The sequence below is a fragment of the Oceanirhabdus sp. W0125-5 genome, assembly GCF_027938815.1.
GTDB lineage: Bacteria > Bacillota > Clostridia > Clostridiales > Clostridiaceae > Oceanirhabdus.
The window spans coordinates 840,001-853,513 of the sequence record NZ_CP115913.1; the positions used below are offsets into that span (position 1 = coordinate 840,001).

General features: G+C 32.9%; 10 protein-coding genes, 2 tRNA genes and 2 rRNA genes (1 of these 14 cut by a window edge). 12 read left to right on the forward strand and 2 right to left on the reverse strand.

The genetic code is table 11. The features are described from left to right. The 8 genes from OW730_RS04100 to OW730_RS04135 all read left to right on the forward strand — a co-directional run. A 23S ribosomal RNA gene (locus OW730_RS04100) occupies positions 1 to 1,975 on the forward strand (it extends 925 nt beyond the left edge of the window). 48 nt (positions 1,976 to 2,023) lie between these two features. Beyond that, positions 2,024 to 2,140: ribosomal RNA gene (rrf, locus tag OW730_RS04105) — 5S ribosomal RNA — on the forward strand. A 5-nt stretch (positions 2,141 to 2,145) separates the two neighbouring features. Continuing rightward, positions 2,146 to 2,222: transfer RNA gene (locus tag OW730_RS04110), tRNA-Ile, on the forward strand. Between the two features lie 47 nt (positions 2,223 to 2,269). Beyond that, positions 2,270 to 2,345, forward strand: a tRNA-Ala gene (locus tag OW730_RS04115). A gap of 436 nt (positions 2,346 to 2,781) precedes the next feature. Continuing rightward, positions 2,782 to 4,866, forward strand: a complete 2,085-nt coding sequence (gene fusA, locus OW730_RS04120) for an elongation factor G (RefSeq protein WP_271227803.1) — start codon at positions 2,782 to 2,784, stop codon at positions 4,864 to 4,866. Positions 4,867 to 4,991: 125 nt separating this feature from the next. Next, entirely contained in the window at positions 4,992 to 5,225 is a 234-nt protein-coding gene (locus OW730_RS04125) for a hypothetical protein (protein ID WP_271227804.1), read from the forward strand. Continuing rightward, positions 5,191 to 5,433, forward strand: a complete 243-nt coding sequence (locus tag OW730_RS04130; RefSeq protein ID WP_271227805.1) for a hypothetical protein — start codon at positions 5,191 to 5,193, stop codon at positions 5,431 to 5,433. Before OW730_RS04125 ends, OW730_RS04130 begins: the two co-directional genes overlap by 35 nt. Before the next feature lie 161 nt (positions 5,434 to 5,594). After that, complete coding sequence (locus tag OW730_RS04135) at positions 5,595 to 6,230, forward strand: histidine phosphatase family protein (RefSeq protein WP_271227806.1); 636 nt, start codon at positions 5,595 to 5,597, stop codon at positions 6,228 to 6,230. A gap of 82 nt (positions 6,231 to 6,312) precedes the next feature. On the opposite strand, the gene OW730_RS04140 is transcribed toward OW730_RS04135, so the two are convergent. Together OW730_RS04140 and OW730_RS04145 are read right to left on the reverse strand one after the other, a co-directional pair. Next, positions 6,313 to 7,833: a HAMP domain-containing sensor histidine kinase gene (locus OW730_RS04140; RefSeq protein WP_271227807.1), complete on the reverse strand. Its 1,521-nt coding sequence runs from the start codon at positions 7,831 to 7,833 to the stop codon at positions 6,313 to 6,315. Between the two features lie 3 nt (positions 7,834 to 7,836). Then, on the reverse strand, positions 7,837 to 8,526 hold the full coding sequence (locus OW730_RS04145; RefSeq protein ID WP_271227808.1) for a response regulator transcription factor: 690 nt from the start codon (positions 8,524 to 8,526) through the stop codon (positions 7,837 to 7,839). Positions 8,527 to 8,693: 167 nt separating this feature from the next. Between OW730_RS04145 and OW730_RS04150 the strand changes: the two genes are divergently transcribed. The 4 genes from OW730_RS04150 (at position 8,694) to OW730_RS04165 (ending at position 13,509) form a co-directional block, all read left to right on the forward strand. Further along, on the forward strand, positions 8,694 to 9,938 hold the full coding sequence (locus OW730_RS04150) for an aminopeptidase P family protein (protein ID WP_271227809.1): 1,245 nt from the start codon (positions 8,694 to 8,696) through the stop codon (positions 9,936 to 9,938). A 77-nt stretch (positions 9,939 to 10,015) separates the two neighbouring features. After that, complete coding sequence (locus tag OW730_RS04155) at positions 10,016 to 11,758, forward strand: ABC transporter ATP-binding protein (RefSeq protein ID WP_271227810.1); 1,743 nt, start codon at positions 10,016 to 10,018, stop codon at positions 11,756 to 11,758. 197 nt (positions 11,759 to 11,955) lie between these two features. Then, a complete protein-coding gene (locus OW730_RS04160) occupies positions 11,956 to 12,471 on the forward strand; it encodes a UvrB/UvrC motif-containing protein (protein ID WP_271227811.1) in 516 nt (171 codons plus the stop codon). 12 nt (positions 12,472 to 12,483) lie between these two features. Beyond that, positions 12,484 to 13,509, forward strand: coding sequence for a protein arginine kinase (locus tag OW730_RS04165; RefSeq protein ID WP_271227812.1), 1,026 nt, complete (start codon positions 12,484 to 12,486; stop codon positions 13,507 to 13,509). Positions 13,510 to 13,513: the final 4 nt, after the last annotated feature.

Consider the following 13,513-nt stretch of genomic DNA (forward strand, 5'->3'; position numbering starts at 1 on the left):
TCAAAGCTTACTGAACTCTATCAAACTCCGAATGCCATATACTTTTATCCAGGCAGTCAGATTATGAATGATAAGATACATTTTCGAAAGGGAAAGAGCCCAGACCATCAGCTAAGGTCCCAAAGTGTAAGTTAAGTGGTAAAGGATGTGGGATTTCCAAGACAACTAGGATGTTGGCTTAGAAGCAGCCATTCATTTAAAGAGTGCGTAATAGCTCACTAGTCAAGAGATCCTGCGCCGAAAATGTCCGGGGCTAAAACTTACCACCGAAGCTATGGACTCGAAAGAGTGGTAGAGGAGCTTCCTGTATGGGCTGAAGTCGTACCGTAAGGAGCGGTGGACCGTACAGGAGTGAGAATGTTGGCATAAGTAGCGAGATGTAGGTGAGAATCCTACAGGCCGAATACCTAAGGTTTCCTGGGGAAGGCTCGTCCTCCCAGGGTTAGTCGGGACCTAAGCCGAGGCCGAAAGGCGTAGGCGATGGACAACAGGTTGATATTCCTGTACCACCAAACTCCGTTTGACGACGGGGTGACGCAGGAGGATAGGATGAGCGCACGACTGAAAGAGTGCGTCTAAGCGTTTAGGCTGATCAGATAGGCAAATCCGTCTGATCTTAAGGCTGAGGCGTGATGGGGAGCCGTTTACGGCGAAGCATCTGATTCCACGCTGCCAAGAAAAGCCTCTAAGGAGGAGTTTGGTGCCCGTACCGCAAACCGACACAGGTAGGTGAGGAGAGAATCCTAAGGCCGGCGGAAGAATTACTGTTAAGGAACTCGGCAAATTGACCCCGTAACTTCGGGAGAAGGGGTGCCTACGAGAGTAGGCCGCAGTGAATAGGCCCAAACAACTGTTTACCAAAAACACAGGTCTCTGCTAAATCGTAAGATGATGTATAGGGGCTGACGCCTGCCCGGTGCTGGAAGGTTAAGGGGATCACTTAGCGTAAGCGAAGGTGTGAACTTAAGCCCCAGTAAACGGCGGCCGTAACTATAACGGTCCTAAGGTAGCGAAATTCCTTGTCGGGTAAGTTCCGACCCGCACGAATGGCGTAATGATTTGGGCACTGTCTCAACAGTAAATCCGGTGAAATTGTAGTACCAGTGAAGATGCTGGTTACCCGCGGTTGGACGGAAAGACCCCGTAGAGCTTTACTGTAGCTTAGCATTGAATTTCGGTATTGTCTGTACAGGATAGGTGGGAGACTAGGAAACTGGGGCGTTAGCTTCAGTGGAGTCGTCCTTGGGATACCACCCTGGCAGTACTGGAATTCTAACGAGTGGCCATGAATCTGGTCATCGGACATTGCTAGGTGGGCAGTTTGACTGGGGCGGTCGCCTCCTAAAAAGTAACGGAGGCGCTCAAAGGTTCCCTCAGCGCGGTCGGAAATCGCGCGAAGAGTGCAAAGGCAGAAGGGAGCCTGACTGCGACACCTACAAGTGGAGCAGGGACGAAAGTCGGACTTAGTGATCCGGTGGTACCTCGTGGGAGGGCCATCGCTCAACGGATAAAAGCTACCTCGGGGATAACAGGCTTATCTCCCCCAAGAGTCCACATCGACGGGGAGGTTTGGCACCTCGATGTCGGCTCGTCGCATCCTGGGGCTGTAGCTGGTCCCAAGGGTTGGGCTGTTCGCCCATTAAAGCGGCACGCGAGCTGGGTTCAGAACGTCGTGAGACAGTTCGGTCCCTATCCGCCGCGGGCGTAGGAAATTTGAGAGGAGCTGTCCTTAGTACGAGAGGACCGGGATGGACTGACCTCTGGTGTACCAGTTGTCGCGTCAGCGGCACCGCTGGGTAGCTATGTCGGGAAGGGATAAACGCTGAAGGCATCTAAGCGTGAAGCCCACCTCAAGATTAGATTTCCCTGCCTAGTGCAATAAGATCCCTTGAAGAACACAAGGTTGATAGGCTGGAGGTGTAAGTGTGGTAACACATGTAGCTGACCAGTACTAATAGATCGAAGACTTAATCTTAACTTACTTTGTGCAATTTTGAAGGAACATCCTTCAACTAAATAGATATCTGGTAATAATGGCGTGAAGGTTACACACCTTCCCATTCCGAACAGGATTGTTAAGCTTCACAGCGCTGATGGTACTGCACTGGAGACGGTGTGGGAGAGTAAGACGTTGCCAGGTAATTTGGACCATTAGCTCAGCTGGTTAGAGCAACCGGCTCATAACCGGTAGGTCCGGGGTTCGAGTCCCTGATGGTCCACCATTACAGCCTTATTATTTTAAGGCTGTAACTCTTTTAAATAAATACCTGGGGGTATAGCTCAGTTGGGAGAGCACCTGCCTTGCACGCAGGGGGTCAGGGGTTCGAATCCCCTTACCTCCACCAAAACAGTCTTTTATAAGGCTGTTTTTTTATTTCATTTCTGATACTTATCATTTCATACATATATGATCTCACAAGATATAAATAATTAAATATTAACTTCAAATAACAGAAATTATTAATTAGCTTTAATAATTCAAATTAAGATTTATATAGGGTTTATAAAAAAGTTATTCAATAAAATGTTGAAAAACTGAAATTTATTGTGGATAAGTCTTATTCGTTGTGGAAAAGTTAATTAAGTAATAAAAAAAATATATATATTTTCTAAATTTATGAATAAACCTAATATTATAGATAATAATATTAATATTGTCATTAAATCTATGTTATAGCATTAAATTCTTTAATTATTTAAAAAATTCTGAAAATTTAAAGGGTTTTTTAATGTAATCTAGAATAAGTTATTTAAGGCTAAGTATACAGGGGGTATTCGCGTATGAAAGTATATAAAACTAGTAACTTGAGAAACGTTGGAATAATTGGTCATGGAGGTAGTGGAAAGACTACATTGACAGAAGCTCTTTTATATTATACTAAGGCAATAGACAGAATGGGAAGCGTAGAAGAGGGAACCACATTAAGTGACTATGATCCTGAAGAAAAAAGAAGACACAATTCTATCTCAACTTCAGTAGCATTGTGTGAGTGGGATGATATTAAAATAAATCTTGTAGATATTCCAGGATATTTTGATTTCGTAGGAGAGATGGTTCAAGGATTAAAGGCTGTCGATTTAGCAATGATTACTGTTTGTGGTAAATCTGGAATTGAAGTAGGAACAGAGAAAGCATGGAAGTACTCTATTAATCATGGATTACCAAGAGCATTTTTTATAAACAAATTAGATAGAGAAAATAGTAACTTTGAAAAGGTTTTACTTCAGTTAAAATCAAAGTTTGGTATTTCGGTAGTTCCTATACAATATCCTATTGGTAGTGAAGGTGATTTTAGAGGAATTATTAATGTTATATCAAGAAAAGCTAGAATATACAATCCTAAAACACATGAAATGGAGATTGCAGATGTTCCAGAAGAGCTTTTAGAAAAAGCTGATGAGTGTAAACGTATGATTATGGAAGCTGTTGCAGAGACTGATGAGGAATTATTAGATAAGTATTTTGATGAAGGAGAACTTAGTGATGAAGAAATTTATCATGGGTTAATTAGTGGAGCATCAAAAGGTGAAATAGTACCAGTAATGTGTGGTTCAGCAGCAAAATGCATAGGAGTTCATACATTATTAGAAGATATAGAAGAGTGTTTCCCAACACCAAAAGATACAAATCTTTATAAAGCGAAGAATACTGAAACTGGTGAATACCTTGAGGTGAAAATTGATCATGATCAACCGTTCTCAGCAGTTGTATTTAAAACAATAGCTGACCCATTTGTAGGTAAATTGTCAATGTTCAGAGTTATTACTGGAGAAGCTACAGCTGATACAGTAGTGTATAATCCTAATAAAGATAAGGAAGAAAAACTAGGAACATTATATTTCATAAAAGGAAAAGAACAATTTAATACTAAGAGAGTATACTCTGGTGATATTGGAGCTGTTGCAAAACTACAATATACTAATACTGGGGATACTTTATGTGAAAAAGGTTCTTTTATTCAATATAGGGAGATGGACTTCCCTAAACCAGTATATGATAAAGCTGCACTTCCTAAAGGAAAGGGAGATGAAGATAAAATAGCAGGTGGACTTCATAAGTTAATGGAAGAAGATCCAACGCTAATTGTAGAAAGAGATTCTGAAAATTCAGAAACAATAATACATGGATTAGGTGTTACTCATATAGATGTTATTGCAAGTAAATTGAAAAATAAATTTGGAGTAGAAGTTGAATTAAGAACTCCTAAAATTGCATATAGAGAAACAATTAAAAAGAGCGCAGACGTTCAAGGAAAACATAAAAAGCAATCTGGTGGCCATGGTCAATATGGAGATGTAAAAATTCTATTTGAGCCTAGAACTGATGGAGAAGACGAATTGTTATTTGTAGATAAAATTGTTGGAGGAGTTGTTCCAAAAGGATATATACCTGCAGTTGAAAAAGGATTAAAGGATTGCATTAAGAAAGGGGTTCTTGCTGGATACCCTATGATTAGATTAAAAGCAACTCTTCATGATGGTTCTTATCATCCTGTTGATTCTTCAGAAATGGCGTTTAAGATGGCGGCATCTTTAGCATACAAGAAAGGAATTAAGGACGCACAACCAATTATATTAGAACCAATAATGCATGTTGAAATTAGTGCTCCAGATGATTATACAGGTGATATTATCTCTGATTTAAACAGAAAAAGAGGAAGAATTTTAGGTATGGAACCACTTGATGGAGTACAGAAAATTATTGGTGAGGTTCCTCGTTCAGAAATGTTTGAATATGCTACAGAGTTAAGGTCTATGACTGGTGCTAGAGGTAATTTTGAAATGGAATTTGAAAGATATGAAGAGGTTCCTAGAGAAGAAGTTGATAAAATAATAGCTGAAGCAAATAATGAAGATAATAAATAATCAATTAATCGGTAGTATCATTTATGATACTACCGATTTTTGGTATGCGTCTTTTTAGAATAGTTTGTTTATAATTAACATAAAATATTTATAAGAAGATTATAGCACGTGAAAGGACGACTAAGATGCCTAATTATGAGTTGTATATAAATGATAAAATATCTCTAGCGGATTATTCTGTGATACAGGATTATGTGTGCATTCTAGATTATCATGACAACATCACGGTGAATATTGAAAATAACCCCAAAAAAGAAGTAGATATAATATGCAATATACTTAAGAATGAAAAGTTTAATATTATAAACGAAGGAGAAGAAAAAGATGGTAGATACTCAATCAAAGCAAAAAAAGAATAGACAGAAAAAAAATCCAGATTATTATGATCTAAAATTATTATCACAATCATATGGTTCTGATGGTATGGTAATAAGAAATGTAGGAGAAGATATGGATAATTATATTGATTCGCCACCAGATTTTGAAGCATGGATAACACCAACTGTAGATTTAGAATATCAATTAAAAAGAAAGAATGACATAAAAGAGGAAAAATTATTAGAATAGTAATAATGTACTAAATACCTAAATTGAGCATATTCATTTTAGGTATTAATTTATTATAAATTATATTTAGTACATATTATTTGGACAAGATGCATTAAGACTAAGAGTATGCTAAAATTAAGTATAGATTTTGAAGAATAGTATACAAAGGAGGAATTGGGATGGGTAAAGTATATTTAACTAGACATGGGGAAACTACATGGAATACTGAAGGGAGACTTCAAGGATGGAATGATTCACCTTTGACAGAGACTGGAGTTAGACAAGCTGAGTGGTTGTACGAGAGATTAAAAGAAGAAAAGATAGATTATATATACTCAAGTCCTTCAGGGAGAGCATATGAAACTGCTAAGATACTTAATAAGGAGTGGGGATTAGAAATAAATAAGAATGATGATTTAAGGGAAATTGGACTTGGAGATTGGCAAGGTTTGAATCAGCAGGAGTTAAGAGAAAAATATGGAGAAATGGTTGATATTTATTGGACAACTCCTAGTAAATATATAAATAATTCAGGTGAGTCATTTGAAGATGTTATAAATAGAACTGAAAAATTCTTAAAAAATGTTATAAAAGAGCATAAAAATGATAATATTTTAGTTGTAACTCATACTGTGGCGTTAAAGGGTATGTTACTAAAACTTGAAGAAAAGGATTTAGATAATATTTGGGATGAACCTTTTATAAAACAGACTAGTTTAACAATAATTGATCATGATGGAACTAATATGACCATAGAAGTTCATGCTGATGCTTCACACCATAAAGCAGAATATATAAAAAATCCCCACTATTAATTATGAATAAACTACTTCGTCAATTTATTCATAAAAGAAGAAATAATAAAGAACAAAGAATTTTTTCTTTGTTCTCTTTTCTTTATTCTTTTAATTCTTTATTCTCTATATATCTTGGTAATGTAAAATAAAATTTCACACCATTAGAGGTATTTTCTACACCATAGCTACTTTTGTGTAAATCTAGTATTCTTTTTGTTATAGCGAGACCAAGACCGCTACCACCAGATGATTTGTTTCTGGATTTATCAACTCTATAAAATTTATCCCATATGTTATTCAAATCATTTTTATTTAATTGAATACCCTGATTTTCTACAGATATAATAAAATTAGAGTCATTAAGAGGGGATAAGGATACTTTTATCTTATCACCTAATTTAGTGTGTCTTTTAGCATTAGTAATAAAGTTATTAAGAACTTCTTCAATTCTTTTTGGATCAAATATTGAATATGGAGATATATCTAAATCAATACTTGTAATAAAATCATGGTTTTGCATCATCAATGAATATTTTTTAGTTATGACTTTTAGAAATTCTGATATGTTAACTTTTTCTTTATTAATACTATAAGGATCATTTTCTAGTTTTGCAAGATTAAGCATATCCACCACAAGTGAATTTAGATTGTTTGTTTCTTCGATAATAACATCTGTATAGAAACTAATGTCATCTTTATCAACAATACCATCTTTTAATGCTTCAGCATATCCTTGTACAAGACTTATAGGAGTTTTTAATTCATGTGAAATATCTCCAATGAATTCTCTCCTCATTTTTTCCAGTTTACGTTCCTTTTCAATATCATCTATTAGTTTTTCATTGGCTTTATGCAAATCAGTTAAGGTATTATCAAGTTTCTTTGACATGAAATTCAGAGAATTACCTAGGCTACCTAGTTCATCATTTGTAGAAATATTACATTTAACCTTAAAATCTAAGTTAGACATTTTTTTTGCAGTTTCATTAAGAACAATAAGTGGCTTTGTTAACATACGTGATAATATTATTGATACAATAACTAAAATTATCAATGCAGCAATAATAAAGTACAGATAATATTGGGAAAGGATATTATTTGCTTCATCAACAGGTTGTAAAGTTGAAACAACAAAGAGTATTGATGGGTTATATGTTTCTAGTGGAGAAACAATGACTGAATAATAGTTCTTCGAGACTGGATCCATAAACTGGTATGTCAAGGTTTCTTTTGAAAGAAGAACTTTATAATAGTTATCCGAATTTAACCAATGTTTAATTGCTTTGTTAATAGCATCATACTCTTTTAATATATTATTTTCATAAGGAGTAACAGAAAACTTTATTGTTCCATTACTATTTAAAATAGCAACTTTGGCGTTATTCTTTTCTTCAAATTCATAAATATATGACTTAAATGAGTTTGCAGTCATATTATAATTATCAATTGTGTACTTTAAATTTAGTGTATTTGATTTGAGGTTTTTTCTTTTTTCACTTATATAAAAATCATTAAAAAATAGATACTGAGATATTATTAATAAAAGAATTAATAAAAAAATAGGTATTATGGTAAAAAGGAATACTTTGAAAGTAATACTATTTCTAATTTTTTTTAACATAATCTATTCATCTCCAATCTTAAGCATATATCCTTTTCCTCTTACTGTTTTAATTATGTGTGACATAGAAGCAAGTTTTTCTCTTAAGCGTTTAATATGGGTATCTACTGTTCTTGCATCTCCAAAATAGTCATATCCCCATACATTATTCAATAGTGAATCTCTTGATAAAACTCTACAGGAATTATTGCTCATATACTCTAAAAGATCATACTCTTTTGGTGATAATTGAAGTGTAGAATTACCGATACATGCTGACTTTTCTAAAGTGTTAACTTTTAAATTCCCAATAGAAATTATATGATTATTTGATGTGAGTATATTTATTGAGGAACGTTTTAGTAGAGCCTTAACTCTAGCTACTAAAACTTTAGGACTAAAAGGTTTAGTTACATATTCATCTGCGCCAAGTTCAAAGCCAAGCAGTTTATCTTCTTCTTCTCCCTTCGCTGTTAACATTATTATGGGAACATTAGAGATTTCACGAATTTCTTCACAAACTGTGTATCCATCCATTTCAGGAATCATAATATCAAGTATAACAATATCAATATTTGGATTATTTTTAAATTCTTTTATTGCTGTGGGACCATCAGCAGCTTCGATTATTATGTAATTTTCTTTCTTAAAATAATCTTTTATTAATTTTCTCATTCTGAATTCATCTTCGACTATCAATATTGTATTAGACATAATAAACACCTCACTTAAGTTTTATTTTAGCACATAAATGTTTCAGTATTGCGAACAAAAATAAATAAGAAATATATTTCGTAACTCAAAATTTTCTATTTGTGAATAGATTCATATATGTTATAATTATATAAAAATGAAGATATAACCTATTAGGAGGAATAAACATGGAACAAAGTTTTTTTATAAATAACAGAAATAAACTTTCTGAACTTATTGAGGATAACTCACTATTAGTTATGTTTGCCGGATCAGCTCCATTTAAAACAGCAGATGAGAAATATGCATTTACTCCAAATAGAAATTTCTATTATTTAACAGGAATTAATGAGGAAAAAATAATCTTAACAATTGCTAAAGTTAATGGGCAAATAAGTGAAACTTTATTTATTGAGAGATTTGATCCAATAATGGCAAAATGGGTAGGAGCAACAATCTCTGAAGAAGAAGCCTATGAAAAATCAGGAATTAGAACTATAAAAAATATTGATGAATTTGAAGGATATATTGGCAGTACAATGAATAGAATGCCTATAGAACAGATATACTTTGATCTAGAAAGACAAAGTATAAATACCCCTTTAAACAAACAGCAAATATTTGCAAAAGATATAAAAGAAAAATATCCACATATAATAATAAAGAATGTATTTAATCAGATATCATCTTTAAGATTAATCAAAACAGAGGATGAAATAAAGAATATTCAAAAAGCTATTGGAGTTACTAAAGAGGGTATAGAGCTTATGATGAAGAATGCTCAACCAGGAATGAAAGAATATGAGCTTGAAGCTTATTTTGATTTTACATTAACTAGAAATGGAATAAGAGATAAAGCGTTTAAAACAATAGCTGCTGCAGGTAAAAATGCAACTATATTACATTATGACAAGAATAATAGCGAGATAAAAGATGGAGACTTGGTTTTATTTGATCTTGGAGCTCAGTATGGATATTATAGTGCAGATATAAGTAGAACATTCCCTGCAAATGGTAAGTTTACAGATAGGCAAAAAGATGTATATAATGCAGTTTTAAAGGCTCAAAAGGCAGTAGAAGAAGCTGTTAAGCCTGGTGTGCCATTTATGGAATTAAATGAAATTTGTAAGAAGGTTTTAGCTGAAGAGTGTATAAAGTTAGGATTAATAGAAGATGAAAAAGAAATCGGAAAGTACTTCTTCCATACATTTGGTCACTACATGGGATTAGATACTCATGATGTAGGAAGCAGAAGTATAGCTCTTGAAGAGGGAATGGTAATAACAAATGAACCTGGACTTTATATTGAAGAAGAGTGTATTGGAATTAGAATTGAAGATGATTTATTAGTAACAAAAGATGGATGCGTGAATCTTTCTAAAGATATAATTAAAGAAGTAGATGAAATAGAAGCATTCATGGCAAATAGATAGAATTATACAAGCTGATATTGGATAATACCATATCAGCTTGTATTTGTACATAAAAGATTATGATACGGAGGAGAGATATGGTTAAAAGATTTATTAAGTATTATAAGAATCATAGGGGATTATTTATCCTTGACTTATTTTGTGCATTCGGGATAGCAGCATTAGATTTAGTATTCCCTATGATTACTAGAAGAGTTATGAAAGATATAAACGAAGGTATAGACATAACATATATAAAAACCCTTGGAATTTTTACTGCTATCTTAATAGGTCTATATGCTGTAAAGTATATTTTTAATTATATAGTACATTATTGGGGGCATGTAGTTGGAGTTAGAATGCAATATGATATGAGAAAAGATATATTTAAACATCTTCAAACACTACCAGTTAAGTATTTTGATGATAATAAGACTGGTCAGATAATGTCACGTATTGTTAATGATTTAATGCAGGTATCAGAACTAGCTCATCATGGACCAGAGGATTTATTCATCTCATTGGTTATGTTTATAGGCTCATTTATATTATTGTGTACTATTAACGTGAAGTTGACTATAATAGTTTTTGCTTTTCTTCCAGTGTTATTATATTTTGCATCAAAGAAAAGAGTGAAAATGGCAAGGGCTTTTAAAGAGGTAAGAAAGAAGATTGCTAATGTAAATGCACAGTTAGAAAATAGTATTTCAGGAATTAGAGTTTCAAAATCTTTTACAAATGAAGAGTATGAGATTGAGAAGTTTAAAGAAGGAAATGAAAAATTTAAGAATGCTAGGACATATGCATATAAATATATGGCTGAATTTGCATCAGGGGTTAGGTTTATTACTGATGTTTTAAATGTTGTTGTTATTTTTGCAGGAGGTATTTTCCTTGTACGAGGGGAGATTCAAGTTCCTGATTTAGCAACATATTTTATATTCATAGGGCTTTTCATGCAGCCAATCAGAAGATTAACAGGATTTATTGAACAATATCAATCAGGTATGGCTGGGTTTGAAAGATTTGCAGAGTTGATGGATATTGAACCAGAGGTTATAGATAAAGATAATGCTATTGATCTTGAAAAAGTAGTAGGAGATATTGAATTTAAAAATGTATCATTTCAATATGATGATAATAAATCAATATTATCAGATTTGTCATTGAACATAAAACATGGAGAAACACTTGCATTGGTTGGACCATCGGGAGGTGGAAAAACCACTATATGTCAGTTGTTACCTAGATTTTATGAAATTAATGAGGGGGAAATAACAGTAGATAATGTAAATATTCATGATGTAAAACTAAAATCACTGAGACAAAATATAGGAATTGTGCAACAAGATGTTTTTCTATTTACAGGAACAATTAAGGAAAATATTCTTTATGGCAGGCCAGATGCAACTGATGAAGAGATTATTGAAGCTGCTAAGAAGGCAAATATTCATGAATTTATAATGACTCTTAAGGATGATTACGATACGTATGTAGGTGAAAGAGGGGTAAAATTATCTGGAGGGCAAAAACAAAGAATATCTATAGCTAGGGTATTCCTTAAAAATCCTCCAATATTGATACTGGATGAAGCTACATCAGCCTTAGATAATGAAAGTGAAGCAATTATCCAAAAATCTCTTGAAGAATTATCAAAAGGTAGAACGGCAATAATTGTTGCACATAGATTATCAACAATTAAAAATGCAGACAATATAATTGTAATAACAAGTGAAGGAATTGCAGAAAAGGGTACTCATGAAGAATTGATGAGTAATAATGGTATATATACACGTCTTTATAATGCACAATTCAAAGGATTTATACCAGATGAGATATAAAAATATTGTAATTTATGGTAAAATAAGTTATCATTATTATTAAATAATATTCTCATCGACTAAAATAATAATATTTTTACATAAGATTGGAAATGATTAATTATATGAGGAGATATCATAACCGAGCTTAATGTATGAGATGTAGGAGCTTGGGCATACCAAGCTCCTTTAATATTATATAGTGAAGGAGTGGTGTAATGCTTTGTGATAAATGTAACATCAATGAAGCAAGTATTCATATTTCTAAGATCATAAATGGTAAAAAGATGGAGATGAATTTATGTGATAAATGTGCTAAAGAAAAAAATACTCTAGAAGTAATTGGAGACATTGAGTATAGTTCTTTTGATATAGATGATTTGTTTTCAGGGTTACTTAATTATATGGGCACAAGTACCTTCATGTATGATAAACAAAAAAGGACTGTACGTTGCAAAAATTGTGGTACAACATTTTTACAATTTAAAAATACTGGATTAATGGGCTGTGATGTGTGTTATGAGACTTTCCAAAAGGAAATTATTCCTCTAATTAAACGGATACAGGGAAATAGTGAACATTTAGGTAAAATACCAAAAACACATGGTAAATCTTTAATGATTAAACAAAAGATTACTAAATTAAAGGAAGAACTTCAATCGGCAATAGCAAATGAAAATTATGAAAGAGCTGCCGAGCTGAGAGATGAAATAAATGCAATAAAAGGTGAATAGGGGAGGACGCTAATGGAGAACTGGATAAGCTCAACTTCAATCAATAATGGAATTGTTATTAGTAGTAGAATAAGATTAGCACGAAATTTTTCCAATGTTAAGTTTCCTCACCGATTAGATAATGATGAGGCAAAAGAAATTATTAAACAAGTGGAAGCGGTTTTCTATAAAGATAAATATTTTTGTGAAAATTTTAAAACAAAGGAACTTTGGAGTAGAACAGAGGAAGAAAATATAATAGATTTTGAAAAACATCTTATTAGTAAAAAATTACTTAATAATAGCTCTAAAGCTGCATTTATTGTAAATAAAGATGAAACTGTAAGTATAATGATAAATGAAGAAGACCATATTAGAATTCAATGTATTACTGCAGGCTTTAATTTGGAGAAAGGTTATGATATGGCAGAAAAAATTGATGATTTATTAGAAAGTGGATTAGACTATGCTTTCAATGAAAAAATTGGTTACGTTACAGCGTGTCCATCAAATTGTGGAACTGGGATTAGGGCTTCTGTGATGCTGCATTTACCGGCTCTAACAATTAAGAATGAAATTACAAGGGTTATGAGTTCTGTTTCAAAACTTGGAATGACAATAAGAGGACTATTTGGAGAAGGATCAAATGCAATGGGACAGCTGTATCAACTATCTAATCAAGTTACCATTGGTCTTGAAGAAAAAGAAATAATTAAAAATTTATCTAATGTGGTAAAACAGATAATATATCTTGAAAAGAGTAAAAGAAATGAAATGGATTCAACTATTAAATATGAATTTAGGGATAAAATTTTTAGAGCTTTGGGGACATTAAAATATAGCAGAATGATAACATATAAAGAAGCAATTAATCATCTTTCATATGTTAGATTAGGCGTAGAAATGGGAATAATAGAAGATATAAATTATAAAAAGATTAATAATTTATTAGTAGGAATAAGTGATTATTCAATTCTCAAAAAAGAGAAGGAAATATCTAACTCTAAAGACTATCAAGTTAAAAGGGCAGAGATTATAAGAAAAAAACTAAACAAATAGGAGG

What these genes read in the sequence shown, in the direction of transcription:
- fusA (WP_271227803.1), top strand. Translation starts at nt 2,782, where the DNA reads ATGAAAGTATATAAAACTAGTAACTTGAGAAACGTTGGAATAATTGGT.
- OW730_RS04125 (WP_271227804.1), top strand. Translation starts at nt 4,992, where the DNA reads ATGCCTAATTATGAGTTGTATATAAATGATAAAATATCTCTAGCGGAT.
- OW730_RS04130 (WP_271227805.1), top strand. Translation starts at nt 5,191, where the DNA reads ATGGTAGATACTCAATCAAAGCAAAAAAAGAATAGACAGAAAAAAAAT.
- OW730_RS04135 (WP_271227806.1), top strand. Translation starts at nt 5,595, where the DNA reads ATGGGTAAAGTATATTTAACTAGACATGGGGAAACTACATGGAATACT.
- OW730_RS04140 (WP_271227807.1), bottom strand. Translation starts at nt 7,833, where the DNA reads ATGTTAAAAAAAATTAGAAATAGTATTACTTTCAAAGTATTCCTTTTT.
- OW730_RS04145 (WP_271227808.1), bottom strand. Translation starts at nt 8,526, where the DNA reads ATGTCTAATACAATATTGATAGTCGAAGATGAATTCAGAATGAGAAAA.
- OW730_RS04150 (WP_271227809.1), top strand. Translation starts at nt 8,694, where the DNA reads ATGGAACAAAGTTTTTTTATAAATAACAGAAATAAACTTTCTGAACTT.
- OW730_RS04155 (WP_271227810.1), top strand. Translation starts at nt 10,016, where the DNA reads ATGGTTAAAAGATTTATTAAGTATTATAAGAATCATAGGGGATTATTT.
- OW730_RS04160 (WP_271227811.1), top strand. Translation starts at nt 11,956, where the DNA reads ATGCTTTGTGATAAATGTAACATCAATGAAGCAAGTATTCATATTTCT.
- OW730_RS04165 (WP_271227812.1), top strand. Translation starts at nt 12,484, where the DNA reads ATGGAGAACTGGATAAGCTCAACTTCAATCAATAATGGAATTGTTATT.